This window comes from Tolypothrix sp. PCC 7712 (assembly GCF_025860405.1).
Classification (GTDB): Bacteria; Cyanobacteriota; Cyanobacteriia; order Cyanobacteriales; family Nostocaceae; genus Aulosira; species Aulosira diplosiphon.
This window is the reverse complement of the sequence record NZ_CP063785.1, coordinates 42,314-68,971: the sequence shown is the minus strand read 5'-3', so window position 1 is coordinate 68,971 and position 26,658 is coordinate 42,314. Positions and strand designations below refer to the sequence as shown.

Here is a 26,658-nt window from a genome sequence, read left to right as displayed (position 1 = left end):
TACCCCTTATCCCCAGAGGGGGCCCCGAGTTCCCCAATCCCTCTCCTGTTCCTCAAACAATGTTTAAGCTATTTAAGGGGTTTTACAAACCTAAAAATACCCGGACTGTTCCGTTTTTAGAAATTTTGATAATGGCAGCGGAAACGCTGTGGAGTAATAAATTACGCACGGGATTGACGATGCTGGGTGTAATTATTGGCATTTCTTCTGTGATTGCCATTACCTCTGTGGGACAGGGCGTGCAAAAGGGTGTTGAGCAGCAAATCCAAGCATTAGGTACAGATGTCATCCAAATCTTGGCAGGTGCGGCGAGAAGCGGAAATATCAGCCAAGGGATAGGTTCTAGTAGTACTTTGACGTGGGAAGATGCAAAAGCGATCGCACAACAAGCTCCATCGGCTCAGATGGTGTCAGCTTATTTACAGCGCAATGCACAAGTAGTTTATGGAGGGCAAAATACATCAACCACCATTTACGGCACTGATTTAAGTTACCCAGATATCAGAAACACGCACCCGCAACAAGGGAGGTATTTTACTGAGGAAGAACTCAACACGGCTGCACAGGTAGCTGTACTGGGGCCGACAGTATTAAATACTCTGTTTGGTCAAGGTGCTAATCCCATAGATGAGACAATCCGGATTCGAGGAGAAGCTTATAAAGTAATTGGGGTGATGGAACCAAAAGGTTCTCAAGGGCCAATGGATCGAGATGACCAAGTTTTCATTCCGCTAACAAGTATGTCCGCCAGATTAGTTGGTAACAATGCTCTAGCAGGTGTTTCTGTGAGTGGCATTTTAGTTAAAGGTGCCAATCAAGAACAGTTAGAAGCAGCGCAGTTTCAGGTTACCAATCTCTTACGTTTACGTCACAATATTTATCCACCGCAAGCTGATGATTTTCGGCTGACTAATCAAGCTGATATTGTCAGCACCTTTACCAATGTCGTGGGATTGTTTACCGTTATGGTAGTTGCGATCGCAGGCATTTCGCTAGTAGTAGGCGGTATTGGGATTGCTAATATCATGCTGGTGTCTGTGGTGGAACGTACCAGAGAAATTGGCATTCGTAAAGCCGTTGGTGCAACCAATTCAGCGATATTGAATCAATTTTTAGCCGAAGCGATCGTCATTTCTATTGTCGGTGGCGTTATTGGCATGGTAAGCGGAATTGCGATCGCATTTGGTGCAGCAAATATTTTTAAGTTCCCCTTTGTGATTTCCGTTCTCTCCATCATCGTCGGCTTTGCACTCTCATTAGGTGTCGGCTTAGTCGCTGGCGTAATTCCCGCCAGAAATGCTGCCAAATTAGATCCGATTACAGCTTTACGTAGTGACTAGAGGGACTGGGGATTAGGGATTGGGGAAAAAGGGGAAAGGGGAAAGGGGAAAGGGAAAAGGGTAGCAGGGAAACGAACACCAATTACCAATTACCAATTACCAATTACCAATTACCAATTACCAAATGACAAATGACAAATGACAAATGACAAAGGACAAACATCATTATGCCAACAATGATTTGGATGGAATCGATTACCAAAACCTATCACCTAGGAGAAGTTGAGGTTCCGATTTTGAAGGGAATTCAACTTTCTATTGAGGAAGGGGAATATGTGGCGATTATGGGTGCATCAGGTTCGGGTAAGTCTACGCTGATGAATATTTTGGGGTGTTTGGATCGTCCCAGTGCAGGACATTATATTTTTGAAGGCAGAAACCTCACCACTTTTGATGATGATGAGTTGGCTTATATTCGCAATCAAAGAATAGGTTTTGTGTTCCAGCAATTTAATCTCTTGGCAAGAGCAACAGCGCTAGATAATGTCATGCTACCAATGGTTTACGCTAATTTACCTAAGCCGAAACGCCGCCAAAGAGCATTGGATGCATTAGAAAGAGTAGGATTAAAAGACCGTGTGGCTAACCGTCCGAGTCAACTTTCTGGAGGACAACAACAACGGGTAGCGATCGCGCGGGCTTTGGTGAATCGACCTGCATTAGTTTTGGCAGACGAACCTACAGGAGCATTAGATACAGAAACTTCTTACGAGGTAATGAATTTATTAACAGAATTAAATGAACAAGGTATCACAATTATCATTGTTACCCATGAACCTGATATTGCAGCCCAAACTAAAAGAATTATCCGCGTACAAGATGGGTTAATTGTGGGCTGAATATTGTATGGCTGTGAGTTGAATTTTATATTTTAAATTAAATTTTATTGTTGAATAATAGTTTACAACATCAAATAAGTAATTAGGACACAAGCAGGAAAACGAATCGCAAACTACACAAAAGAATAAGATAAGATGTTTAAGTGTATTTAGGGTGCGTAAGAATAATTTATATTTAAAAGCTGCTCTGCAGAGTTTTAGATATAATTCCACATTACCAATAAAAATTCAAGATTTACTATCCTATCAAACCTATTTACTACATCAGCCATGAATTTTATTTTATTCCGCGTGCATTCTACCTGGGTTACATTATTAGTTGCAGTTCTCATGACGACTTTAGCCAAAAGCGTCAATGCAGAAACTACAGCACAAACGCTACAATCTCCGAGTCCTACAGTTAATAATTCTCGGTCAATTATTGATAATCTCAGCCCTAATCCTAACCCTTTACTGTTTCCTACCAAACCCGAAGAAGTGAGGATTCAGGGAACTGTACCCTTAAGTTTAGCTCAAGCTTTAGAATTAGCTAGACGCAACAATCCAACTTTACAAGCAGCGCAATTTCAGTTAGAACGCAGCCGCAGTGTATTACGAGAAGCTCAGGCGGCTTTACTTCCTAATGCTAATGTGAGTGGGAACTTAGCTAATAGTGGTAGTGATTTATTTACTGGGGGTTCAACTCAATCTAGCACTGCTTTTAATGGTCAAGCACAAATCAATTATAATCTCTATACTTCTGGTAACCGACAAGCTAATATTCGTTCTGCTGAAGAACAGATACGTATAGATGAATTAAATTTAGAAAATCAATCTTTAGTAGTTGGTTTAAATGTTGCTACCCAGTACTACAATTTACAAGGTGCAGACGAACAAGTTAGAATTAATCGCTCTGCGGTAGAGAATGCCCAAGCTAGTTTACGAGATACGCAAGCACGATTGCAAGCAGGAGTGGGTACGCAGTTTGATGTTCTGCAAGCTCAGGTAAATTTAGCTAATTTTCAACAAGAACTGACTAATTCTATTGCAAATCAGCAAATTGCCCGTCGTCAGTTTGGTACTCTTTTAAATTTGCCACAATCGGTTGGTATTACTGCGGCCGATCCTGTGCAATTAGCTGGTTTATGGCAACAAACACTAGAACAAACTATTGTACAAGCTTTTCAAAACCGCCCCGAATTGCCGCAATTTTTAGCGCAACGCAATCAATCCGAACAACAAAGGCGACAAGCACTTTCACAATTAGGGCCGCAACTGGGTGTAACTGGAACTTATAGTTTTCGAGATATTTATAACGATGGGATTAGCGTTGTTGATGGCTATTCCGTGGGGTTACAAAGCAGTTTAACTTTATTTGATGGTGGTGCAGCTAGAGCTAGAGCAGCTCAGTCACGCGCTAATATTGCGATCGCAGAGACTCAATTTGCTAATCAGCGTGATCAAATTCGTTTTGATGTCGAACAATTTTATTTTCAGTTGCAGTCTAATTTAGAGAATGTGCAAACTTCCACTTTGGCTTTAAGTCAAGCTAGGGAAGCTTTGCAGATAGCTAGGCTGCGATTTCAAGCAGGTGTCGGTACGCAAACAGAGGTAATTGCGGCGGAGAACGACTTAACAAGGGCGGAAGGTAATCGAGTTACAGCTATTTTGGATTACAATCGCGCTCTAGCTAGTTTACAGCGTTCTGTCACCTCTAGAGCTTCACGTTAGCACAGAAATCACAAGTCAAAAAGGTGAGAAATCGAGCTTTTTGAGAGATTTACTAAATTGCTGTACTAGGAATGCTGCTAAGGCAGATAATTTAGGGGTAAGGCATGAAAATACTTTCGCTCTCTACAGAAATTGTCTGAATGTCATGCCCCTAATTCTGAATGTTGTTTGTAGGATAGGCTGTGCTAATTTTATTTTCTATGAAATATTGCAGCAAAATTTGAATAAAAAAGCAATATTTCAATTAGGGATGAAAGCATATTTATGTTTTCATTCATGAGCATGAGAATTTTGTGGCTAAAATCTAATTTAAGAGCAATTAACCGCTAATATACGCCGATAAACGCGGATAAAAACCAGAAATATAGGAATCCGATTTGATTTCTGAAAAAATCTCAGCTTTCGCACTTGAAATACGTGAACTTCAAAAATCAAATATGAGTCCGATAGAGTCTAGGATAATTAAGCTTAGGGCAGAATTTTTATATTACTTCAGACTTCACAATTCATACTTCAGCCTGATTTTGAGTCACCCAGTCAGGTGAAGCCACGCAAAGAAGTGAATAGCTAATATGAAGGTATCTTAATATGTAATAACTGAGCAAATGAATCTTGAGGTCGTTGATTAATATATAACCTTTATTCTGAACTTTATTTCCTTCTAAATTGCAGTAATAGCTCATTAAATAACAGCTATTCCAGCAAAACAATCTTTATCGGCTGGTATCATGAATACGCACATAGAAATCCCCGTAATTGGCAAAAAAATTAAGTATCCCATGCGCTGGCTGATAGGGTTAATAACAGCTGGTGCTTTGGTTGTGGGCACTACTACTACTTATAATTTGGTGAATCGGGGAAATACTAAACAAGATATATCTCAACTAACTGTTCCTGTAGAAACCCAAACTGTGACGCTGCGGATTACAGCGAGTGGGAAGGTAGTACCAGTTCAAAGTGTAAATATCAGTCCCAAAAATCCTGGGGTATTGGGTGAATTATATGTTGAACAAGGCGATCGCGTGCAAAAAGGGCAAGTAATCGCCCGCATGGATGTTGGCGAAATTCAAGCGCAAATCCTGCAGTACCAGGCTAATATCGCCCAAGCCCAAGCCCAACTCGATGAAGCGCGGGCGGGAAGTCGTCCCCAAGAAATCGCCCAAGCAAAAGCACGTTTAGCGCAAGCCCAAGCACAACTAGCCGCAGCCCGTGCGGGTAATCGCGCTCAAGAAATTGGACAGGCGCAAGCGCAAGTAGAATCTGCAAAAGCCCAGGTTAATTTAACGCAAGCGCGGGTAGTGCGCTATCAGGAATTAACTAGACAAGGAGCAACTTCTCAAGATCAGCTCGATCAGTACGTTAGCGAAAATAGCCGCGCCAAAGCTGCTTTAGAAGAAGCGCAAAAACGCCTATCTCTGTTGCAAAGTGGAACTCGTAGCGAAGAAATCGACGCGAAAGAAGCAGCCGTTACCGAAGCCAGCGCCGCTTTAGTACTGTTACAAAATGGTAGCCGTCCTGAGGAAATTGCTCAACGCCAAGCCGCAGTCAAAGCCGCCCAAGCGCAATTAAAAGCCGCCCAAGTCAGGCTTGCAGATACAGAAATTCGCGCACCTTTTAACGGTATTGTTACGCAAAAATACGCTAATGTGGGTTCATTTGTCACACCCACAACTTCCGCTTCTAGTAGTGCATCAGCCACATCTAGCTCTATTGTCGCCGTGGCGCGCGGTTTAGAAGTTTTAGCGCAGGTTCCTGAAACCGACATTGGCAGAATTAAACCAGGACAACAGGTAGAAATTGTTGCTGATGCTTATCCCGACCAAGTATTTAAAGGTCGTGTCCGCCTCATTGCACCAGAAGCAGTAGTGGAACAAGGTGTAACTTCCTTCCAAGTGCGAGTTGCATTAGATACAGGGATAGATAAACTGCGTTCTGGCTTAAATGTAGATTTGACCTTTTTAGGCGATCGCGTCAACAATGCTTTAGTTATACCCACCGTCGCCATTGTCACCGAAAAAGGGCAAACTGGCGTACTCATCCCTGACGAAAACAATAAACCCCAATTCCGCCAAGTCACCGTCGGCGCACAAATCCAAGACCAAACCCAGGTTTTAGAAGGCGTACAAACAGGCGATCGCATTTTTGTAAACCCACCGAAGGATTACAAAATCGAAAAGGCAAAGGGTAAGTAGGGGACTGGGGACTGGGGACTGGGGACTGGGGAAAAGGGGAAAGGGGAAAAGGGGAAAGGGGAAAGGGGAAAGGGAAACAAACACCAATTACCCATTACCAATGACCAATGACCAATGACAAATGACAAATGACAAATGACAAATGACAAATAACCATGAACCTGTTAGAAAGTATCCAAATGGCGGGGAAAACCCTGCTGGCGAATAAGTTACGCAGCGCGCTTACCATGCTGGGAATTGTCATTGGTAACGCTTCGGTGATTGCGATGATTGGGATTGGCGAAGGTGGACAAAAGTATGTTTCGCAACAACTGGAGTCTTTGGGGCCTAATATCTTATTTGTGATTCCCGGTAACCAAGAAACGCAACGCATCTCTAGGGATGTACCAAAAACTTTGGTTTTGGAAGATGCAAAAGCGATCGCCACTCAAGTACCCACAGTTGCAAATGTGACGGCGGAATTAAATAGCCGCCAAGTTGTTACTTACCGCAATCGCAATACCGATGTTAATATCATTGGCACCACTCCCACGTTCTTGACAGTTAGGGATTTTGAAACCGCCAAAGGGCGATTTTTTACTGACATCGATATGAAGCGCAGCAACCAAGTTGCGGTATTGGGTGCAGATTTAGCCCAAAGACTGTTTGGTAGTGCTAATCCTGTGGGACAGCAATTAAGAATTAAAAATACTAGCTTTCAAGTGATAGGCGTACTCACCGCCAAAGGTTCTAACTTAGGCGTGAATTACGACGATGCAGCTTTAGTACCGATTATCACCACAGCTAATCGCTTAATTGGGCGGACTTCTCCCTACGGTTTGGAGTTAAGCTATATTGTTGTTTCTGCGAAAAATGCCGATAGCGTTGATGCAGCAGAGTTTCAAATTACCAATTTACTACGCCAACGCCACAAAATTACTGGGGAAGATGACTTTACCATCCGTTCTCAAAAAGATGCTTTGCAAACAGTCGGACAAATTACAGGCGCACTCACAATTATGCTAGCTGCGATCGCAGGCATATCTTTGTTTGTCGGTGGTATTGGGATCATGAACATCATGCTAGTATCCGTCACCGAACGCACCCAAGAAATTGGATTGAGAAAAGCGATTGGTGCAACAGAGCAAGATATTTTGCTACAGTTCATGATTGAAGCGGTAATTGTTTCTGCAATTGGTGGCTTGGTAGGTACTGGTGTAGGTGTGAGTGGAATTTTGTTAGTTGCAGCCTTAACACCGTTACAAGCTGGCATTTCTCCCGTAGCAATTACAATGGCTGTTGGTATCTCTGGCGGAATTGGCTTATTCTTTGGTGTCGTACCCGCACGTCGCGCCGCTAAACTTGACCCAATTGTCGCCTTGAGAAGCGCGTAGCGCCGCTACGCTCCGAATTCAAAATTCAAATTAAAACACAACTAATTTACTCATATCAATTTGAAAAAAATGCGACAGATTGTAGGGGCAAGGCATTGCCTTGCCCTCTAGAATATATTGATGTGTCGCAAACATGATTTGAATTTGTATTAGATAAACTGCTGGGTGAATTTTAAAAAATTCTCTACAAGAGGTGTGAGACTATTTTTCTGCCAGATGATAGCAGTTTCTATGACGGGTGCTGCTTCTAGTAAAGGGCGATAAATAACACCAGAACGTTGCAGATTTTGTAGAACAGATGGTGTAATTGCCACACCCATTCCCGCCGATACTAAACCAATAATAGTTTGCATTTGAACCGCTTCCTGAGTAACTTGAGGTTTGATATTTCTCTGCCTAAAAAGACTCATAATCAAATCGTAAAGTCCGGGTGCTAGATAACGAGGAAACATAATCAAAGGCTCATCCTCTAATTCCTGCACCTGAATATGTTCTGTTTGAGCTAAGGAATGATTTGACGGTAAAGCTACAACTAAAGTTTGCTGGTGAATAGATTGATAAGATAGCTTCTCATCTTCTAAAGGTGGATGAGCAAAACCTACATGAATTAGAGAATCTCGAAGCGCTTGCTCTTGTTGACTTGTAGTTAACTCTCGTAATACTAGTTCTACTTCGGGAAATTGCTCGCGAAATTGGCGCAAAATTGAGGGTAATAATTCATAGATTACCAAACTCGTAAATCCTATTCGTAGTTGACCAGTTTGGCCTCTACCAATCCTTTGAGTTAGTGCGATCGCAGTTTCTAGTTGTAGTAGTAATCCATAAGCTTCTTGTAAAAAAACCTTACCTGCTTCTGTTAGCTGTACCTGTCGCTTGGTTTTGCGATGAAAAAGTTCTACTCCTAGTTCTGCTTCTAGCTGCTGAATTTGTTGGCTGAGAGGCGGTTGCGCTATATGCAGCCTTTCTGCGGCTTTACTGAAATGTAGTTCTTCAGCTACAGCAATAAAGTAACGCAGGTGTCGTAGTTCCATTTTTTTATATTTAAAAGATATCAATTTTAAATAAATATATATTGGACATCTCAAAAAAGTCTACATATCATACTCGTACAACCATGTTGAACGAGGCTAAAGCAATGTCTGAGAAAACAATTACCGAAAATTTTCGCAGTCAAGCAGTCACGCAAGGGGTACAACGATCGCCAAATCGAGCGATGCTGCGTGCAGTCGGCTTCCAAGATAGGGATTTTAATAAAGCTATTGTGGGTGTGGCGAATTCCTACAGCACCATTACTCCCTGCAACATGGGAATTAATCGCCTCGCACAAAGAGCCGAAGAGGGAATTAAACTAGCTGGGGCAATGCCGCAAATGTTCGGCACAATTACAATTAGTGATGGCATATCTATGGGAACCGAGGGGATGAAATATTCCCTAGTGTCACGAGAAGTCATTGCTGATTCCATTGAAACCGCCTGTAATGGTCAAAGTATGGATGGTGTGATTGCCATCGGCGGTTGTGATAAGAATATGCCAGGGGCAATGATTGCGATCGCTCGGATGAATATCCCTGCTATTTTTGTTTATGGTGGCACCATCAAACCCGGACAGCACAAGGGTAAAGATTTGACTATTGTCAGTTCTTTTGAGGCTGTCGGTGAATATAGCGCCAATAAAATTGACGAAGATGAACTATTAGCCATTGAACGCCAAGCTTGTCCGGGTTCTGGTTCCTGTGGAGGGATGTATACAGCCAACACCATGTCTTCTGCTTTTGAAGCGATGGGAATGAGTTTGCCTTATTCTTCTACAATGGCAGCTGAAGATGATGAAATCGCTGATAGTACGGAAAAATCAGCCAAAGTATTGGTAGAAGCGATTCGCAATCAAATTTTACCCAGACAAATTATCACCCGCAAATCTATAGAAAACGCCATCTCTGTAATTATGGCTGTGGGTGGTTCCACAAATTCTGTATTACATTTTCTCGCGATCGCTCACGCAACTGGTATAGAACTGAGTCTAGATGACTTTGAAACTATCCGTGGTCGCGTCCCTGTGTTGTGCGATTTGAAACCTAGCGGTAGATATGTGGCTACAGACTTACACAAAGTAGGCGGTATTCCCCAAGTCATGAAGATGTTACTTGTGCATGGTTTACTCCACGGCGACTGTATCACCATTACAGGTAAAACTATCGCTGAAGTTTTAGCAGATATCCCCGATGAACCACTCAGCAATCAAGATGTGATTCGTCCGTGGAATCACCCGATGTATGCTCAAGGTCACTTAGCCATCCTCAAAGGCAATCTCGCTACTGAGGGAGCAGTAGCTAAAATTACCGGAGTTAAAAATCCCTGTATTACCGGGCCAGCGCGGGTATTTGACTCCGAGGAAGAATGCTTAGATGCTATCTTGGCAAATAAAATCCAAGCTGGCGATGTGATTATTGTTCGCTATGAAGGCCCCAAAGGCGGCCCAGGAATGCGGGAAATGCTAGCACCCACCTCCGCAATTATTGGTGCAGGGTTAGGTGATGCAGTTGGGTTAATTACCGATGGACGCTTTTCCGGCGGGACTTACGGGATGGTAGTTGGTCATGTTGCTCCCGAAGCCGCTGTTGGTGGTGCGATCGCTTTAGTTGAAGAAGGCGATCGCATCACTATCGATGCTCATTCTCGCTTACTGCAAATCAATATTTCCGATGCAGAATTAGCCAATCGTCGCGCTAAATGGCAACCTCGTCCACCTCGTTATACAAAAGGTACCTTAGCCAAATATGCTAAGTTAGTTTCCTCCAGCAGTGTTGGTGCTGTCACAGATTTGGATTTATTGAAGTAGAGCGTTTTGAAAATAGAATACAACATCATTGGTAGGGGCGTAAATTTGTGCGTTCCTACCAATAGTTCATGTGTAGCCAAAATCTTTTTAGTCTCGTAACGCATTGACACAGCTAAAATGTTTTTTTCTTGTGGGGTGGACATCTTGTCCGCCCTGGACGGGTGAGACATCCATCCCACAAGAGTTTTTTTATGCAGTATTTTAGTAACGCACCGCATTCTCAGCCTGGATGCGTTACTTAACTCATAGATATTCTTTTCAAGAGCATCCGCGCTCACTTTTCATTCACATTTGTCTGTAATCCTAAAAAAAGGATGTGAGTAAAAATAATCGAACTGAGGGTTAAAACTCATGCTTAACTCTACAGTTCTTTCTGCAGTTGGGAAATTATAGCATTCCTATTCAATTCCTTAAAATCATCACTGATGAAGCGAATCAGGAATAAAAGAGAGTTTTGAACAAATCAATATTATTTTACCTATTTATATTTAAATAACGCTAATTTTTTAAATTAATTATTTTCAGGGGTAGAAGTTATGATGAATGCCAATTCCATAAAAAATGCTATAGGCATTATTTCTAACCGTCAGGCTGTAACACAAGTGCTTGATGAACTGATAGCGATTGACTTTCCTATGCAAAAAATTTCTATGTTTGCTACGGAATCAAAACAAAAAAAGTTGCACAATACTCATTCTGGTAATCAAATTGTGACTCCTATTGAAGGAGCTAAAGTAGGTGCAATTACAGGCGGGACAGCAGGAGGAGTGTTAGCAGTTACCACCGGACTTGGTATTTTAATGATTCCCGGTTTTGGCCCTGTATTAGCAGTTGAATCTGTTTTAACTACACTACTGGCGGGTGGAGCAAGTGCAATATTTGGTAGTTTATGCGGTGCATTTCAAGGTTGGGTTGCTCCCGAAAAGCAAGTTAAACTTTGGCAGCCTAGGGAAGATTTTTTGGTGAAGGTAGAGGGGACAGCAGACGAAATTCAGCAAGCAGAATATATTCTTCGCTATTGGGGTGTGCGAGAGTGGCATATTTATGAACTAAGCAAAAGATTACTGTAGATACAGCGATTTGAACTAAAAAATACAGATTTTAACAGAAATTAAAGCTGAGGAATTTGAAGGATAAATTACTGCAATAGATAGTTAAATCAGGATGTAGAAATGCCAGCGAATACCATCAATACAAATAATTCTTCCCATCTAACAAAAGATGTAATCAATTATGAATGGCATACTCTACCAGAAATAGAGGTTGTGCAAACCTTAGTTAGTCATTCAGAAGCCGGCTTGAGCCATCAAGAAGCAACCAAGCGGCATCAACAGATGGGTGCCAATCAACTGAATATTCAAGCGAGAAAAAGCCCTTGGTTAAAATTTATCGAGCAATTTCATCAACCACTACTCTATATATTAATAGCGGCGGGAGTGGTGACTTTACTATTACGAGATTGGATAGATGCAGGAGTGATTTTTAGCGTCACCCTGATTAATGTCATTATTAGCTACATTCAAGAATCCAAAGCAGAAGATGCGATCGCAGCTCTATCTCAAGCTGTGACTACAGAAGCTACTGTGATTCGCGATGGTCAAAAAACTCGTTTGGCTTCCACTGAACTTGTGGTAGGGGATTTGGTACTGTTAGCCTCTGGGGATAAAGTACCTGCAGATTTGCGGCTATTAACTGTGCGTGAGTTACAAGTTGATGAGTCGGCTTTAACTGGAGAATCGGTTCCAGTAGAAAAAACAACTGCATCGCTGGCTGTAGACACACCCTTAGCCGAACGCAACAATATGGCTTACGCTGGCAGTTTTGTCAGCTTTGGTCAAGCCGAAGGGATGGTAGTAGCGATCGCAGATGCTACTGAAACAGGACGCATCTCGCAGTTAATTGAAAGTAGCACGGGGTTGAAAACACCACTCACCAGGAATATTGACAAGTTAAGCAAAACTTTACTGTATGCCATTTTAGGTTTAGCTGCCCTCACCTTTGCAGTTGGATTAGGACAAGGCGAATCTTGGATTGATGTGTTCAAAGCTGCTGTAGCGCTCGTTGTTAGCGCCATTCCCGAGGGTTTACCTGCAATTGTCACAGTGATTTTGTCCATTGGTGTTTCCCGTATGGCGCGACGTAACGCGATTATTCGCAAGTTACCTGCTGTGGAAACATTGGGAAGTACAACCGTTATCTGCTCTGACAAAACTGGCACGTTAACCGAAAATCAGATGACAGTGCAGCAGATTTACGCAGGTGAACAACACTACACCGTTAGCGGTATTGGTTATGCTCCCGATGGTGAAATTTTGCTGAATCGCCAGCCTGTTGATGTCTATACAGAGGGACAGATTGCTCTTGGAGAAACCCTAGCTGCTGGATTGCTGTGCAACGATTCTCACATTGAATGGAAAGACGAACAGTGGAGTTTAGTAGGAACTCCCACCGAGGGAGCATTGATTACGGCGGCTAATAAAGCGGGATTAACCCCAGAAGAATTGCCGAGAATCGATACTATTCCCTTTGAGTCTCAATTCCAATACATGGCGACTTTGCATAAATTAGATAATCAGCAAAGACAAAATGTGATTTATGTCAAAGGTTCGGTAGAGGCGATTCTCCAACGCTGCGATCGCCAGCTCGATGCTCAAGGACAACAAACTGCACTCAATCCTGCGCTTATAGAACAGGAAGTAGCGCAGATGGCAAAGCAAGGTTTACGAGTGCTAGCCTTCGCCAGCAAAAAAGTTGCTGGTCAGCGTTCCTTAGAGCGTCATGATATCGATACCGGACTAGTATTTTTAGGACTTCAAGGCATCATCGATCCGCCTCGTGAAGAAGCGATCGCGGCTGTTGCTGCTTGTCAATCTGCTGGCATCCAAGTGAAAATGATCACCGGCGATCATGCACTCACAGCTGGAGCGATCGCTCGCCAAATGGAAATTTGCTCGGCTGAAGCACAGGTTTTTACAGGAAAGCAATTAGCTCAGATGGATGAAGCCGAATTCAGCCAAGCAGCGGAGCAAGGTAGGGTATTTGCGCGAGTTGCGCCAGAACAAAAGTTGCGTTTAGTCAAAGCCTTGCAACATCAAGGTGAAATTGTGGCGATGACTGGAGATGGTGTCAATGATGCGCCAGCCCTCAAGCAAGCAGATATTGGTGTAGCGATGGGTTTAGCTGGGGCAGAAGTTGCTAAAGAATCTGCAGATATGCTGTTAACAGACGATAACTTCGCCGCCATTGAAGCCGCTGTAGAAGAAGGGCGGGGAGTATATCGCAACTTACGCAAAGCGATCGCCTTCTTGCTACCCATCAACATTGGCGAATCTATGACAATTTTGATTGCCATTTTCCTAGCGATCGCGCTTCCTATCTTACCAATTCAAATTCTCTGGCTAAATATGGTGAGTTCAGTAGGTTTGATTGTTCCCCTCGCCTTTGAGCCAAAATCTCGACGGGTGATGCAACAACCACCACGCAACCCCAGAGAAAGGCTGTTATCGGGTAGCTTACTCCAGCGTATCTTGGCAATTTCTCTCTTCAACTGGCTGGTAATTTTTGGCGTTTTTCAATGGATACTGCAAACTACAGATAATGAAGCCTTAGCCCGCACAATGGCGATTAATGGGTTAGTAGCAGCAGAAGTATTTTATCTACTCAGCATTAGCCAGTTTGTACCATCTGTAATTGCCAAAATTCAAGGTAAACGCAAACCCATAGCCTACGCCCCTGTAATTGGCATTGTGGTTGTAGTCACTTTACAATGTCTGTTCAGTCAGTGGAGCATCATGAATCAAATTTTTGGCACCACACCTTTAACATTTACCCAAGCTCTAATTTGTGTAGCTGTAGGTTTGCCAGTCATATTGATAGCGCTCATCTTGCAGCGTTTCGATCCACTTGACTAAGGGATTTCTGGGGGAAGTAGGGGGAGCAGAGGGGGACGAGGAAGATGAGGGGGATTGGGAAAAGCAAAGGGGCTGGGAGCAGGGGACAAATGACCAATGACCAATGACAAATGACCAAACACCAATTCCCTATATCAAATATGACTGCAATAAACCAAGGTTGTAAAAATTTGATTTTAGTCCAGCCTTATAGAAGCAGTATTTACATCAATATCAAACAATATTTTCTGGCTAGATTTAGGTATTATTATTTATTGAAAATTTTTACTCTTTATAATCGATACAAGTGAGTGATATTTTCATATTTTAAAATTTAAGTTTCTGTAAATTTCGCTACAAAATATTGCCGTTGATACTTCTGCATCATTAAAATGAATTTTTTGCATAAAAAAGTTTAAATTTGTGTATAAAATCACTAAGTTTTATGCATAATAGATACAAATATCATGGGCAAAAAATCTGGGTTTTACATTAGATAGCAAGAGTAAATTGCTCTTTATTGCTCATCTAAATGCAAATAGCTCTTAATAACCCTTGATAAATGTTGCATTTGGTCAAAGTTGTAGAAATTACAGATAAATAGCCGTTGCATAAAGGCTATGAAAGTGCAAGTCATTTGTCTAGATTCCATAAGCTAGGACTTGACTTTATACAGCGAAACAATGTAACGTATCTTACTTTATAGGTGTGCAGAAAGAACTTAATTAATTGCTGTTTATAGCAATTAGTTAGGCGCATTTCGTGGAGAGGAAAACGGAAATATGTCTAATAGATTGTGGAAAAATCTGGTATTACTTCCAGTATTTTTAGGTGCGAATGCGTTGGCTTCATCCAGTGTGATGGCAGCAGAAATATTAAACGCTTCTGACTCAAAAGCAGCAGGAATTGCCACAGAGCAAGCAAACGTTAATCAGCAATTACTTGCTCAAGCTAAAACTGATGAGAATAGAGTTTTAGTAAGTGAAGTTAGTAGCCAAGATTCAATGTCTCAAGTTACGTCAGTTTCTCAATTTTCTGACGTACAGCCAACAGATTGGGCATTTCAAGCTTTGCAATCTTTAGTTGAACGCTACGGTTGTATTGCGGGTTATCCTAATGGAACTTACCGAGGCAATCGGGCTTTAACTCGTTATGAATTTGCTGCAGGTTTGAATGCTTGTTTAGATAGAGTTAATGAACTAATTGCCACAGCAACAGCTGACTTGGTAACAAAACAAGATTTAGCTACCCTGCAGCGTTTACAAGAAGAATTCTCTGCAGAATTAGCAACTTTACGTGGTCGAGTAGATTCTTTAGAAGCACGGACTGCAGAACTAGAAGCCAATCAATTTTCTACTACAACCAAGTTAGTAGGTGAGGCAGTTTTTGCAGTTACCGATAACTTTGGTGATAACGACAATAACAACACTGTATTTCAAAATAGGGTACGTTTAGATTTACAAAGTAGCTTCACGGGTAAAGATACCTTACACACCCGGATTGCGGCTGGTAACTCCACTGGATTAACTTTGCCAAATGGCACATTTGAAGGTACTCAAACCTTTAATCTTAGCCCTAGTACCAATAATAGTGCGTTTATAGATTGGTTGTCTTATTACTTCCCACTGGGTAACTCCCAAGTATATATAGCAGCCAGTGGTGGTATTCACAGCGATTACGCTCCTACCCTCAATCCTTATTTTGAAGGTTTTGATGGTGGTAACGGTGCTTTATCTACCTTTGCATCTGAAAGCCCAATTTACCGGATTGGCGGTGGTGTAGGTGGTGGCGTTAATTTTGTTTTTGGTAAGAGTAATGCTGCTTTCCAACCTTCATTAACTGTAGGTTATTTGGCATCCCAAGGAAACAACCCAGGAGCACGCGCTGGTTTATTTGAAGGTAACTATGCAGCTCTAGCGCAATTGAACTTAAACGTAGGCGATCGCCTGTCTTTTGCTGCTACCTACGTCCACGGTTATCATAATGCTGGAACTGCTTTATTTGACCTAGGCGGAGCCGGAAATGTTGGTGTAGTGGGTACTGCACAGGCCAATTTAGTTGGTGGTGGTAACCCATATAACAGTAATTCCTATGGTTTTGAAGCCGCTTTCAAACCTAGTAACAAACTCTCGATTAGTGGCTTTGTGCTTTACAGCGATATTAGCAGCGTCGTAGGCAACAACAATGATGAAGTTTGGAGCTATGGTCTTGGTGTAGCTTTACCAGATTTCGGCAGACAAGGCAACGTTTTAGGAATTTTTGCGGGTGCTCAACCCTACTTAGGTCGTCTTGGAGGCGATCGCCCTTATCATATTGAAGGTTTCTATAAATATCGTGTCAGCGATAATATCTCCATTACCCCTGGGTTAATTTGGTTAACCAGTCCTGGTCAAGTTGCTAATAGCGATAATGCCATCATTGGTACTTTGAGAACCACTTTCACCTTCTAAAACACCGATTCCTCAATATCAGGAATTTTTGTAGGGTGGGCACTTGCGATCGTTAGGGTTTGAACCCAAGATCCAATAGTGTCTACCCTACGCTCATAAAAATGATAGCTATTGTCAACAAGCCACAACTCAAATATCAATACCGTTCAGATAAGATACTTGTGGAAACAGCTAGCTCAATTGGGGGATTCTCCCCCAAACCCCCGATTGGGTGAAGTTTGTGGGGAAGGTTTCCTTCCACAAAACTTCGGACGGTTGCGTCCCCCAAACCCCCTCCAAAATTATTATTTTTGTTGTCAATTTATTTTTTAACTGAACTGTATTGACTCAAATATAAATGTTATATCAAGTCCGGCTAATTACTTGCGATATGGTTGGTCTTGTTGGTCATTGATAATTGTTAAACTGTATTTTTCTTTCCCATTACCCATTACCCATTACCCATTACCCATTACCAACCTTCACAGATACGATAATTGTTCAACTGGACATGATATTAGATGAATTTTCGCACTCTCTTTTTGTTATATAATGACGATAGCGGAACATCGCTTCTAATTGTCCTTGGACTAACCAACCACTAAACAATTCTAATGTTTGACCTCCAGGCAAAGAAAAAGAAATGGCATCAGTCAATCTAGTCTTACCATTTTCAAGTTCAAATTCATGCCTGTGTACCCAACTTTCAAAAGGCCCAGAAATTTGTTCATCAACAAATAGCCGGTTTTTTTCGCATTGAGTATGACGTGCTAACCAAGTTAAAGGAACAGGCCCAAGAAAAAGACGAAATTCTGTGATAGCGCCTATCTCCAACCCCCCTTCACGGCGAACTACTTGCACTGGTTGCCAAGGTGGAGTTAGCATTTGCAAAATATCTGTTCTTTCGTGAAATCTCCACACTACTTCTGGTGGTGCATTAATCACAGATGAATGTTTAAACTGCAGCATGGAAACACAAACCTAAAATTCAACAAATAATTACTAATTCGTAATTCGTAATTCGTAATTCGTAATTCGTAATTCGTAATTAAAAATTTGGTGCAATACCAAAGGAAGTTCCAAATCTAAAAATATACTACTGTTCACAGTCAACAGTCATCGGTCAACAGTTATCAGCCAGCAACTTCCAGCAGTTATTTTTATGTTTTGGAGTTCCCAATCTTATATAATCGCACCGTTATGTTTGTTGTAGTTGCTATAAAGCAATTACAAATTGTTAACCGTCGTATTCGGTGTCAATCTCAATATCTAGAGTGTCTTCATCAATTCGCACATACAAAATGTTGGGGTTACAGCAAACTTGACAATCTTCTACATAAGATTGCTGTCCACCAGCACTCAAATCAATAAATGTTAAGTTTGGTTCCCCGCAATAAGCGCAGTAATACTCAGCTGTTGTTTCCATTAATCTGTACGTTATGAATTTAATGGCTGAAGTTCTTTTGGGGATGAGTCAAAATGACTAGTCGCCTCAGCCAAGTGTTTAAGTAGTGTAGACTGCGGTAGCGGCCCTTGCAAGTGATTCCAGGGTAAAATTTGCTCTGTTGACCAATTAGTATGGACGTAAAAATCTAAGTCTGGGATTTGTCCTTTAAGTTGTTTAAAAGCGCGTTTGTAACTGCCTAAAGAATCGCCAAAGTTACGAGTAAGTTCTAATAAGTGAGAGAGTCTGCGATCGCCTCTCGATAACAAAGCTTGGATAATAGACCAATTATAGCTTTCTGGGCGAAAGTCTATGCCTTGGGGTTTTAGCTGTTTCTGTAACATCTGCAACCGCTTCTCGGCTTGTTTATTTACACCAAACCATTGAAATGGTGTATGGGACTTGGGTACAAAGGTGCTACATCCTAGTGTTAACCGCAATCCTGGTGCTATTTTTTTAACATTACGCATCATTGCCACAGTTTGCTCTAAATCTTCTGGTTCTTCGCCAGGAATCCCAACCATTCCATAGAGTTTCAAACTCGATAAGCCACCGGCTTTGGCGTTGACTGCGGCTTGAATAATTTCGTCATTATGCAGCTTTTTGTTGATAATACGGCGTAATTTTTCCGAACCACTTTCTACAGCAATGGTAAGCGATCGCGTGTCTCGTTGTGCCAGAGTTTTTGCTAGCTGTACAGTAACTGTATTGGTGCGTACTGAGGCAATGCTAAGACGGACATCATCATACTTGGGCTGACTGATATAATCTAACAACGTCTCAAATTCTGGATGCTGAGTTACAGAAGCACCTAATAAACCTAACCGCTTGGTAACTTTTAAGCCTCTTTCAATGGCAGGAATTAAAGAACCTTCAAGGCTTGCAGTTCTAAATGGTAACGTCAGATAACTAGCCAAACAGAAGCGGCACATTTCTGGACAACTCCGCACCACTTCCACCATATAAATATTTTCCCATGCTGCCTTTTCTGTCACCACAGTTGAGGCTGAGAGAATATTTCCCCGATAAGTTTGCTTTTGCACTATGGCAGGAATTTCTGCATCAATTGGTGTAATTGACTTTATTTCACCATCTTTGGCGTGATATTCTACCGCATACAAACTCGGAACATAAATTCCTGGGATTTGTGCCAGAGTTTTCAGTTGAATTATTCTAGAAGCATTCCTAACTTCTTTGTAAGCTGTAATAAAATCTCCCAGCAGATTTTCCCCATCTCCTAGCAAAATTACATCAAAAAAATCTGCGAAAGGTTCCGGGTTAGCAGTGAGAACTGGGCCACCACCAAATATTAGCGGATGACTATCCTCCCGCAAAGATGCGCGAATCGGAATTTCTAAAGATTCTAGTAAATTTAAGATATTTACATAATCTAATTCCCAAGAAATAGAAAATCCGACAATTTCGGGATTTATTGGCAGTTGTTCGTGAATATCAGTAAACAGGCGACTCACCTGCACATCATCACGCATTGCCAAATTTGCCCACACCACCTGATATCCCAGGCTAGTGATCCCCACGGTGTACTCATTGGGAAAAGCAAAAATTAGCGGGATAGCGTCAGTGTTGGGGGTACTGGGGGTAAATAAAAGTCGTTCAGCAGAAAATACAGATGATGTCACAGGCGATCGCTTGGGGAGATTTGTCATAATTCATACCTACACAATCAAAAACCACCTCAGTAGGGTTCAATAGAAGTCTGCACAGGTGGATTTTGTTTTCTAGCCCTAGACTTTGAGTCTCAGGGTGCAGTAGGGTTATCTATATTTAATTTTAAGCGATAGAATTATCAGGTTAAAAAATAAAGATACGGTATTAGCAAGAATAATGGGCAAAGCTTGGAGATAAATGCCATAGATTAACCATAAAAATAAACCACTGCTAAATGTAATTAGCATTATGTAAGAAACATCTTTTGCTGACTTTGTTCTCCATGTTTGAAACATTTGTGGTAAGAAAGCCACTGTAGTTAATGTAGCGGCTACTAGTCCTAAAACTGTAATAAAATCCATTAATGCAACCCTATGAAATAATGGCATGATGTGTTGCAGTGCTATACTTTCGGCACTAACACACCCTACTATAATTAGATATATTTAAAATTGGTAGTTTTTTAGCTAAATCGAGAAATTAATTCTTCACGAGATAACTGCAAGAGTAAGGGAGTAAACTCTTCTGGAGGTAACGTTAATAAAGGTGAAATGATAGCTTGCAGTTTGTTATCTAATTCACCAAAGCGAACTTTAAGTAAGTTTTCTACTACTAGACGTTCTCCTTGTTCAATTCCTTGTTGTGTAGCTTGTTCGCGGTCTTGTTGATAAAGTAGTGCTAATCGCATAACCAATTCCCTGTCATCTTCATCTTGACTTTGAGTAAATTGTAAGTTTTGTTGCAAGTTGTACAGTAATTCTAACGCGGCTTTTCTGAAAGGATTAGTAGGAGGAGTTCATCAATTGCTTGTTTTTGCACATTTCCCCTACCAATATTAGTGATTGATTTATTAGTTGTCTAAAAAGCTAGCTCATTTGGGGGATTCTCCCCCAAACCCCCGATTGGGTGACGGTTGCGTCCCCCAAACCCCCTCCAAACTTATTGTTGAGTTTTTTGTGGAGTAACTAGTTTTTTGGTTTTGTTTTCAATTAATTTTCTTAACTGAACTGTATTGGTCATGCGTTGTTATTTTGGCAATGCAACCTAGTTTAAATAATGACGTATTTTATGCAGTAATATTCAAATTTAATGCGTATTTTTATGGCTAAAACTGCATTATGTCAGAACATTCAAATTTATATAGGAGAAATATTGCAGCTGATTCAGTTGTAATTACTGTACTTCGATTTGATTCTTGAGTCTTGAGTTATGACTTTAACTCAAGACTCAGAACTCAGGACTCAGGACTCAACACATGACACTGTCCATGATTTCGTAATAAATGGTCGCACAGAACCAAGGCCACCATTGCTTCTACCATTGGAACTGCACGAGGTAACACGCAAGGATCGTGTCTTCCTTTAGCTGCTAATACAGTTTCTTCGCCTTCACGGGTTACTGTTTTTTGCTCTTTTCTAATTGTCGCTGTCGGCTTAAATGCAACTCGCAAAATTATATTTTCTCCGTTAGAAATTCCTCCCTGAATCCCGCCAGAACGGTTTGTTACAGTGCGAATTTCACCGTTTTCATCAATATAAAATTCGTCGTTATGTTCAATTCCTGTTAACAGCGTTCCTGCAAAACCAGAACCAATTTCAAAACCTTTGCTAGCAGGAAGAGACATTACAGCTTTGGCAATATCTGCTTCTAATTTATCAAAGACTGGTTCGCCTAAACCTTTGGGTACATTCCGCGCTACACATTCGACTACACCACCGATGGAATCGCCTTGTCTACCAGTTTGCTCAATTAATTCAATCATGCGTTCTGCCAACTCTCCATCGGGACAGCGAACGATGTTGCTTTCAACTTGTTCTAAAGTGACAGTGTTGGGATCAATTACGCCTTCTAAGTCTTTGATGCGCTTGACGTAACCGATAATTTCTACATTTGCAAGTTGACGGAGAATTTTTTTAGCGATCGCACCTGCAGCGACTCTGCCAATTGTCTCACGTGCTGACGACCTACCGCCACCTTGCCAGTTACGAATCCCATATTTGGCATCATAAGTTGCATCAGCGTGGGAAGGGCGATACTTCTGAGCCATCTCATCATAGTCTTGGGGACGAGTATCTTTATTTCGCACCAAAATTGAGATCGGAGTTCCTAGAGTTTTACCTTCAAACACTCCAGATAATATCTCGCAGATATCGGCTTCTTTACGAGGTGTGGTAATTTTACTTTGTCCTGGCCGTCTTCTATCTAGCTCTACTTGAATTTCCTCAGCCGAAATTTCCAGTCGCGGTGGACAACCATCAATCACAACTCCCACACCGCCGCCGTGGGATTCTCCAAAAGTAGTAACGCGAAATAGATGACCAAAAGTATTGCCCATGATATTGAAAAAAATAGACCAGGCTTATGTATTTTACCTATAGTTCTGATCAAAGTTAATTTTTCCTTTAGGATTTACCACTGGCCTGCAATGGTATTATTTTGTCAAATGAATGACTATAATTCTGTAATCATCAGCTGATAATTCTTGATTAACAGCAAAACTTACTGAACCACCTATAATTTTAGGTCTGTGCAAATTCATTCTTTCTCAGAATTTGACCCCAGCCCACAAAGTAATTATGAGCAGGGTTTGCAAAGGGTGCTAGACCGTCTAGTCATCACAATGCAGCGAGATGCATTAGTTAGAGAAACGATTAACCAACTGAGAGATGCGCTTCAGGTTGACCGCGTAGTTTTATATTACTTTTACGGCAAATGGCATGGGCAGGTAACTGCGGAATCTGTAGCCTCTAGTGAATACTCGATTTTTGGTTCCAAAGGGCCAGATAATTGTTTTAACCAAGACTATGCCAATTTGTATTTAGCAGGACGAGTCAGAGCGATCGCGGATATTGAATTAGAATCATTGCATGATTGCCACAAAGATTTTCTCCGCAGTTTGCAGGTGCGCGCCAATTTAGTAGTACCAGTTTTGATACCTAAAGGGTTATGGGGATTATTAGTAGCCCATCACTGTCAAGCGCCTCATGTTTGGTCGCTATCAGATATTGAACAGATGCAAACAGCAGCAAATACTTTAGCAACTGCACCTTGTATCGTCGAAAGTTAAATAGGTTGCTTGCTTATCTTGATACATAAACTAGATATAATCTTTGTTGTTGATACCAAAGATATTTAGGATAAAACTCATTTTTCGTTATCCATATTGTGGTGCTGGGCATCGGTTTTTTAATGAAATCTTTAGTTTGATTGCTTTCCTGCCATTCTCTTGGCTTCAAGTCATCAGGTAGTTTGTTTTTCAAGTCGTCATATTTGACTAAATTTTTCTCATTAATTAAAGTTTGAAAATATTCCTTTGGGACATTGACAGCTATTCTGACTTGTGGATCGGGAGTATCACTAATAATTTCATACTTTAAATCTGAATAATTACTAGGTAAAGGCGCACCCAACCACTTTTCTATTACCTCTAAAGGGGGTTCTTGCCCATTCTTAGAACTGTAGTTATTACCAAACTTTAAACAACCAGAAACTAAGAATAAAGGTATTAATAATATAAGTTTTTGATTTTTCCACATATCTTTGCATTTAGAGCAACTATAGCTTAGGAGAAACAAAGATGAAATTTGGTTATACAGTTATTTGGGTAGATGATGTGATGAAGACCGTTGAGTTTTACGAAAAAGCTTTTGGTCTTGTTCGTCGCAAGATTCGGGAGCAGAATCAAGTTACTTGGGCAGAAATGGAAACTGGGGAAACTACACTAGCTTTTTCCTCAACTAATGAAGCCCAAACTTTATTTCCTAATGGCTTCTATGCTAACGATATTATACAAGCGCCTTCCTTAATCCAAATCTCATTGATCACACCTGACGTTGCTACTGCTTATATGAGAGCCTTGGGAGCAGGTGCAAAATCATTAGATGCACCAAAACGTCAAGCTGGTGGACAAATGCTGGCTCGTGTCCGCGATATTAATGGTGTACTGGTGTCATTAGTCAGTGGATAATAAAAATGACAATACTATTTAAAATAGCCAATCTTTGACTAGAATTATCTTGAGTTTTGCTTCCCTAATTCAAAACACACATAAAAAACAGTTACAGATAATTGTAACGTCACAATATGTTGTGTTCCTAGAAAATACTAAAAAATGAATTTTCTAATAAATGTGGATGCGTTACGCTGTCGCTAACGCATCCTACATTGACTTCATTAGCCTGAAATCCAGTGTAATTTAAATCAGTATATTCAAATTAAGTCTGAAACTTTGCAGACTATCAAGCCAAGTTGGTTTTAAATTAAAAATTGATAATCAAATTAATAATGATAGTCTCACTCCACACAAAATTTTATGGATTCTAATCAGGCACTTTGTAAAGCTATTGCTAATCGTATTCAAACTAGTCCCCAACGGCGAATTACTTTTGCTGAATACATGGATATGGTGTTATATCATCCTGAACATGGTTATTATTCCAGCAATGCAGTCAAAATTGGGTTTGAGGGTGGTGATTTTTTTACTTCTGTCCATCTTGGCAATGACTTTGGGGAATTACTAGCAGAACAATTTCTGCAGATGTGGGAAATTTTAGGGCAACCTGATACCTTTTCTCTGGTAGAAATGGGAGCAGGGCAAGGACTGTTAGCGTCACATATCCTTAATTACTGTCAGCAAAACTATTCCAAGTTTTTTGCCGCCTTGGAATATATCATTGTGGAGAAATCGCCATCACTTAAGCAAGAACAGCAGCAAACTTTACAAGATTTCTCTGTACAGTGGTGCGATTTAGAGGAAATAACACCAAATTCCATTACAGGTTGTTTTTTTTCTAATGAATTGGTGGATGCATTGCCAGTACATCAGTTTATTCTAGAAGTAGGGGAACTGCGAGAAATTTATGTGACAACCAGGGGAAAGGGAGATATTGATGTTTCACCTCTACCAACTTTCTCATCTGCGGCTGCTAACCTATCTTTTCCATCATCATTTGTAGAAATTTCCGGGGAACCTTCTACGCCTCGGTTAGCAGAATATTTCGATTTAGTGGAAATCGAAATTACCAAAGGTGCTTATACAGATGGCTACCGTAGTGAGATTAATTTAGCTGCTCTAGATTGGTTGAGTATAGTGGCAGACCGCTTGCAGTGTGGCTATGTGTTAACAATTGATTATGGCTACCCCGCTAGTCGTTACTATAACCCCAGGCGATCGCAAGGAACGTTACAGTGCTATTATCACCATCGGCACCATGACAATCCTTATGTCAACATTGGGCAACAAGACATTACAGCTCATGTTGATTTTACTGCTTTGGAGCGATGGGGCGATCGCTGTGGTTTAGATAAAGTCGGTTTTACCCAGCAAGGATTATTTTTGATGGCTTTAGGGTTAGGCACTCGCATAGCTGCCCTTTCGCATCAAGAACAATCAATTTCACAATTGTTGCGGCGGCGAGAATCTCTACATGAACTTCTTAACCCTTTAGGACTCGGTGGCTTTGGAGTCTTAGTTCAAAGCAAAGGATTAAAAGACAAAGCCATATCGCAATCACTCAAAGGATTAACTGTGCCAGAGTGAAAGTAGGTTGGAGAATGGGTAATGGAAGAAGAGAACTATACAAATAAATTTTGATTCTTGTACAGACGCGATTTATCGCGTCTCTCCAATTCTTGTCACCCTACGCTGAAAACTTAAAACTCTATGTAATCCCGTACTAGTCTTCAGAGACTAAGTAACACTGTTACAGTGAGAACTAGAGCATCAGGAATTAAAAATTATGAGTACTCATGACTTGTTAATGCTAATAACACTACTGACTCCCGGTATTTTACTGTCGGTTGTGATTATGGCAACTTTTGCCGCAGGTGGCTAATCACCATCCGGGAATCAGTATTCAGTTACCAGTTATCAGTCAACACTGTTAACTGGTAACTGTTAGCTGTTAACTATTAACTGATAATGGAAACGCGATTGCTGTACCAAAGGAACGTAAACAATGAAGGTGGCATTTCTGGGAACTGGACTAATGGGACTACCGATGGCCCAAAGGCTATTAGCTGCAAATATAGAGTTAGTTGCCTATAACCGCACCCCAGAAAAATTAGCACCACTACAAGCAGCTGGTGCAGAAATTGCGACACATCCCCGCTATGCAATTCGTGCTGCTGATTGCATAATTCTCATGCTCACTAATGCTGCTGCTATTTATAGTGTCTTGCTTTCTGACACTTCCTGGCGGACTCTTTCAGGACGTACTGTTATCCAAATGGGGACAATTACACCCACAGAAAGCCAAGAAATTCGAGATGCGGTAGTGGCTGCTGGTGGCGAATATCTAGAGGCACCTGTTTTAGGTAGTATTCCAGAAGCACAAACAGGCAAACTCATTGTCATGGTAGGCGCTCGTGAAGATCAATTTCAGCGCTACTTAAATTTACTACAGAATTTTGGCCCGGAACCTCGATTAGTAGGCCCTGTAGGCGCTGCTGCGTCTGTCAAATTGGCACTTAATCAACTAATTGCTTCGCTGACAACTAGCTTTGCGTTGAGTTTAGCTTTTGTGCAGCGTCAGGGTATTGACGTAGAAAAATTCATGGAAATCCTGCGGGAAAGTGTACTTTACGCTCCTACTTTTGATAAAAAGCTGGCACGAATGTTAGATGGAAATTTTGCCAATCCCAATTTCCCCACTAAACATTTGTTGAAAGATACAGACTTATTTATCAATGAAGCTAAAACAGTTGAATTGGATGTTAGCAGTATTAAAGGTGTGCGGCAAATCTTACACTCAGCAATGAAAATGTCATTTGCTAATGATGATTATTCCGCTGTTTTTTACGCTATCAAAGCCTGGGAAGAAGGACGTTGGGAGTAGTAATTGAGCCAAAACTCTGAGGGGAATTAAAAATTAAATATAAAGAACTAAATGATGTCCGCTATCTGACTTATTGTTGATTGTATAGCGGCATCGCT

General features: G+C 41.2%; 21 protein-coding genes. 13 read left to right on the top strand and 8 right to left on the bottom strand.

Features of this window, described 5'->3' with window-relative positions; genetic code table 11:
• Positions 1-59: 59 nt before the first annotated feature.
• The 5 genes from HGR01_RS00265 (at position 60) to HGR01_RS00245 (ending at position 7,454) form a co-directional block, all read left to right on the top strand.
• The gene (locus HGR01_RS00265; protein WP_045867770.1) at positions 60-1,340 is read left to right on the top strand and encodes an ABC transporter permease; all 1,281 of its coding nucleotides are present in this window, start codon (positions 60-62) and stop codon (positions 1,338-1,340) included.
• Between the two features lie 167 nt (positions 1,341-1,507).
• Positions 1,508-2,179 carry an ABC transporter ATP-binding protein gene (locus HGR01_RS00260; RefSeq protein ID WP_045867769.1) on the top strand — a complete coding sequence of 224 codons (672 nt, stop codon included), beginning with the start codon at positions 1,508-1,510 and terminating at the stop codon, positions 2,177-2,179.
• Between the two features lie 270 nt (positions 2,180-2,449).
• Positions 2,450-3,889, top strand: coding sequence for a TolC family protein (locus tag HGR01_RS00255; protein ID WP_045867768.1), 1,440 nt, complete (start codon positions 2,450-2,452; stop codon positions 3,887-3,889).
• Between the two features lie 728 nt (positions 3,890-4,617).
• Positions 4,618-6,081: an efflux RND transporter periplasmic adaptor subunit gene (locus tag HGR01_RS00250; protein WP_045867767.1), complete on the top strand. Its 1,464-nt coding sequence runs from the start codon at positions 4,618-4,620 to the stop codon at positions 6,079-6,081.
• A gap of 155 nt (positions 6,082-6,236) precedes the next feature.
• The gene (locus HGR01_RS00245; RefSeq protein WP_045867766.1) at positions 6,237-7,454 is read left to right on the top strand and encodes an ABC transporter permease; all 1,218 of its coding nucleotides are present in this window, start codon (positions 6,237-6,239) and stop codon (positions 7,452-7,454) included.
• Between the two features lie 149 nt (positions 7,455-7,603).
• Here HGR01_RS00245 and HGR01_RS00240 read toward each other — a convergent pair whose 3' ends face one another.
• Positions 7,604-8,485, bottom strand: coding sequence for a LysR family transcriptional regulator (locus tag HGR01_RS00240; protein ID WP_045867765.1), 882 nt, complete (start codon positions 8,483-8,485; stop codon positions 7,604-7,606).
• 104 nt (positions 8,486-8,589) lie between these two features.
• On the opposite strand from HGR01_RS00240, the gene ilvD reads away from it, so the two are divergent.
• From ilvD to HGR01_RS00220, 4 genes are all read left to right on the top strand, one after another.
• Complete coding sequence (gene ilvD / locus HGR01_RS00235; RefSeq protein ID WP_045868812.1) at positions 8,590-10,293, top strand: dihydroxy-acid dehydratase; 1,704 nt, start codon at positions 8,590-8,592, stop codon at positions 10,291-10,293.
• A 536-nt stretch (positions 10,294-10,829) separates the two neighbouring features.
• On the top strand, positions 10,830-11,363 hold the full coding sequence (locus HGR01_RS00230) for a hypothetical protein (RefSeq protein WP_155538928.1): 534 nt from the start codon (positions 10,830-10,832) through the stop codon (positions 11,361-11,363).
• Between the two features lie 102 nt (positions 11,364-11,465).
• On the top strand, positions 11,466-14,204 hold the full coding sequence (locus tag HGR01_RS00225; protein ID WP_045867763.1) for a cation-translocating P-type ATPase: 2,739 nt from the start codon (positions 11,466-11,468) through the stop codon (positions 14,202-14,204).
• Between the two features lie 761 nt (positions 14,205-14,965).
• A complete protein-coding gene (locus tag HGR01_RS00220) occupies positions 14,966-16,633 on the top strand; it encodes an iron uptake porin (protein WP_045867762.1) in 1,668 nt (555 codons plus the stop codon).
• Between the two features lie 480 nt (positions 16,634-17,113).
• Here HGR01_RS00220 and HGR01_RS00215 read toward each other — a convergent pair whose 3' ends face one another.
• The 6 genes from HGR01_RS00215 to aroC all read right to left on the bottom strand — a co-directional run bounded on the left by HGR01_RS00215 (position 17,114) and on the right by aroC (position 22,059).
• A complete protein-coding gene (locus tag HGR01_RS00215) occupies positions 17,114-17,581 on the bottom strand; it encodes an SRPBCC family protein (RefSeq protein WP_045867761.1) in 468 nt (155 codons plus the stop codon).
• Positions 17,582-17,849: 268 nt separating this feature from the next.
• A complete protein-coding gene (locus tag HGR01_RS00210; RefSeq protein ID WP_045867760.1) occupies positions 17,850-18,038 on the bottom strand; it encodes a CPXCG motif-containing cysteine-rich protein in 189 nt (62 codons plus the stop codon).
• Positions 18,039-18,049: 11 nt separating this feature from the next.
• Positions 18,050-19,696, bottom strand: coding sequence for a B12-binding domain-containing radical SAM protein (locus tag HGR01_RS00205; RefSeq protein ID WP_045868811.1), 1,647 nt, complete (start codon positions 19,694-19,696; stop codon positions 18,050-18,052).
• 135 nt (positions 19,697-19,831) lie between these two features.
• The gene (locus HGR01_RS00200) at positions 19,832-20,086 is read right to left on the bottom strand and encodes a SemiSWEET transporter (protein ID WP_045867759.1); all 255 of its coding nucleotides are present in this window, start codon (positions 20,084-20,086) and stop codon (positions 19,832-19,834) included.
• 101 nt (positions 20,087-20,187) lie between these two features.
• Positions 20,188-20,412 (bottom strand): hypothetical protein, encoded by a 225-nt coding sequence (locus HGR01_RS00195; protein WP_194007821.1) that lies wholly within the window; start codon positions 20,410-20,412, stop codon positions 20,188-20,190.
• Positions 20,413-20,958: 546 nt separating this feature from the next.
• Complete coding sequence (aroC, locus tag HGR01_RS00190) at positions 20,959-22,059, bottom strand: chorismate synthase (RefSeq protein ID WP_045867758.1); 1,101 nt, start codon at positions 22,057-22,059, stop codon at positions 20,959-20,961.
• 192 nt (positions 22,060-22,251) lie between these two features.
• Between aroC and HGR01_RS00185 the strand changes: the two genes are divergently transcribed.
• On the top strand, positions 22,252-22,791 hold the full coding sequence (locus HGR01_RS00185) for a GAF domain-containing protein (RefSeq protein ID WP_045867757.1): 540 nt from the start codon (positions 22,252-22,254) through the stop codon (positions 22,789-22,791).
• A gap of 13 nt (positions 22,792-22,804) precedes the next feature.
• On the opposite strand, the gene HGR01_RS00180 is transcribed toward HGR01_RS00185, so the two are convergent.
• The gene (locus tag HGR01_RS00180) at positions 22,805-23,260 is read right to left on the bottom strand and encodes a hypothetical protein (protein ID WP_045867756.1); all 456 of its coding nucleotides are present in this window, start codon (positions 23,258-23,260) and stop codon (positions 22,805-22,807) included.
• A gap of 41 nt (positions 23,261-23,301) precedes the next feature.
• On the opposite strand from HGR01_RS00180, the gene HGR01_RS00175 reads away from it, so the two are divergent.
• The 3 genes from HGR01_RS00175 to HGR01_RS00165 all read left to right on the top strand — a co-directional run bounded on the left by HGR01_RS00175 (position 23,302) and on the right by HGR01_RS00165 (position 26,560).
• Positions 23,302-23,691, top strand: coding sequence for a VOC family protein (locus HGR01_RS00175; protein WP_045867755.1), 390 nt, complete (start codon positions 23,302-23,304; stop codon positions 23,689-23,691).
• A gap of 345 nt (positions 23,692-24,036) precedes the next feature.
• Positions 24,037-25,263 carry a class I SAM-dependent methyltransferase gene (locus HGR01_RS00170; RefSeq protein WP_045867754.1) on the top strand — a complete coding sequence of 409 codons (1,227 nt, stop codon included), beginning with the start codon at positions 24,037-24,039 and terminating at the stop codon, positions 25,261-25,263.
• Positions 25,264-25,681: 418 nt separating this feature from the next.
• Positions 25,682-26,560 (top strand): NAD(P)-dependent oxidoreductase, encoded by an 879-nt coding sequence (locus HGR01_RS00165; protein WP_045867753.1) that lies wholly within the window; start codon positions 25,682-25,684, stop codon positions 26,558-26,560.
• The last annotated feature ends 98 nt before the right edge of the window (positions 26,561-26,658 follow it).

Excerpts from the sequence above, each read along its gene's own strand:
- HGR01_RS00170 (WP_045867754.1), top strand. The coding sequence starts at position 24,037 with ATGGATTCTAATCAGGCACTTTGTAAAGCTATTGCTAATCGTATTCAA.
- HGR01_RS00260 (WP_045867769.1), top strand. The coding sequence starts at position 1,508 with ATGCCAACAATGATTTGGATGGAATCGATTACCAAAACCTATCACCTA.
- HGR01_RS00175 (WP_045867755.1), top strand. The coding sequence starts at position 23,302 with ATGAAATTTGGTTATACAGTTATTTGGGTAGATGATGTGATGAAGACC.
- ilvD (WP_045868812.1), top strand. The coding sequence starts at position 8,590 with ATGTCTGAGAAAACAATTACCGAAAATTTTCGCAGTCAAGCAGTCACG.
- HGR01_RS00200 (WP_045867759.1), bottom strand. The coding sequence starts at position 20,086 with ATGGATTTTATTACAGTTTTAGGACTAGTAGCCGCTACATTAACTACA.
- HGR01_RS00250 (WP_045867767.1), top strand. The coding sequence starts at position 4,618 with ATGAATACGCACATAGAAATCCCCGTAATTGGCAAAAAAATTAAGTAT.
- HGR01_RS00255 (WP_045867768.1), top strand. The coding sequence starts at position 2,450 with ATGAATTTTATTTTATTCCGCGTGCATTCTACCTGGGTTACATTATTA.
- HGR01_RS00165 (WP_045867753.1), top strand. The coding sequence starts at position 25,682 with ATGAAGGTGGCATTTCTGGGAACTGGACTAATGGGACTACCGATGGCC.
- HGR01_RS00230 (WP_155538928.1), top strand. The coding sequence starts at position 10,830 with ATGATGAATGCCAATTCCATAAAAAATGCTATAGGCATTATTTCTAAC.
- HGR01_RS00180 (WP_045867756.1), bottom strand. The coding sequence starts at position 23,260 with ATGTGGAAAAATCAAAAACTTATATTATTAATACCTTTATTCTTAGTT.
- HGR01_RS00220 (WP_045867762.1), top strand. The coding sequence starts at position 14,966 with ATGTCTAATAGATTGTGGAAAAATCTGGTATTACTTCCAGTATTTTTA.
- HGR01_RS00240 (WP_045867765.1), bottom strand. The coding sequence starts at position 8,485 with ATGGAACTACGACACCTGCGTTACTTTATTGCTGTAGCTGAAGAACTA.
- HGR01_RS00210 (WP_045867760.1), bottom strand. The coding sequence starts at position 18,038 with ATGGAAACAACAGCTGAGTATTACTGCGCTTATTGCGGGGAACCAAAC.
- HGR01_RS00215 (WP_045867761.1), bottom strand. The coding sequence starts at position 17,581 with ATGCTGCAGTTTAAACATTCATCTGTGATTAATGCACCACCAGAAGTA.
- HGR01_RS00195 (WP_194007821.1), bottom strand. The coding sequence starts at position 20,412 with ATGCGATTAGCACTACTTTATCAACAAGACCGCGAACAAGCTACACAA.
- HGR01_RS00225 (WP_045867763.1), top strand. The coding sequence starts at position 11,466 with ATGCCAGCGAATACCATCAATACAAATAATTCTTCCCATCTAACAAAA.
- HGR01_RS00245 (WP_045867766.1), top strand. The coding sequence starts at position 6,237 with ATGAACCTGTTAGAAAGTATCCAAATGGCGGGGAAAACCCTGCTGGCG.
- aroC (WP_045867758.1), bottom strand. The coding sequence starts at position 22,059 with ATGGGCAATACTTTTGGTCATCTATTTCGCGTTACTACTTTTGGAGAA.
- HGR01_RS00265 (WP_045867770.1), top strand. The coding sequence starts at position 60 with ATGTTTAAGCTATTTAAGGGGTTTTACAAACCTAAAAATACCCGGACT.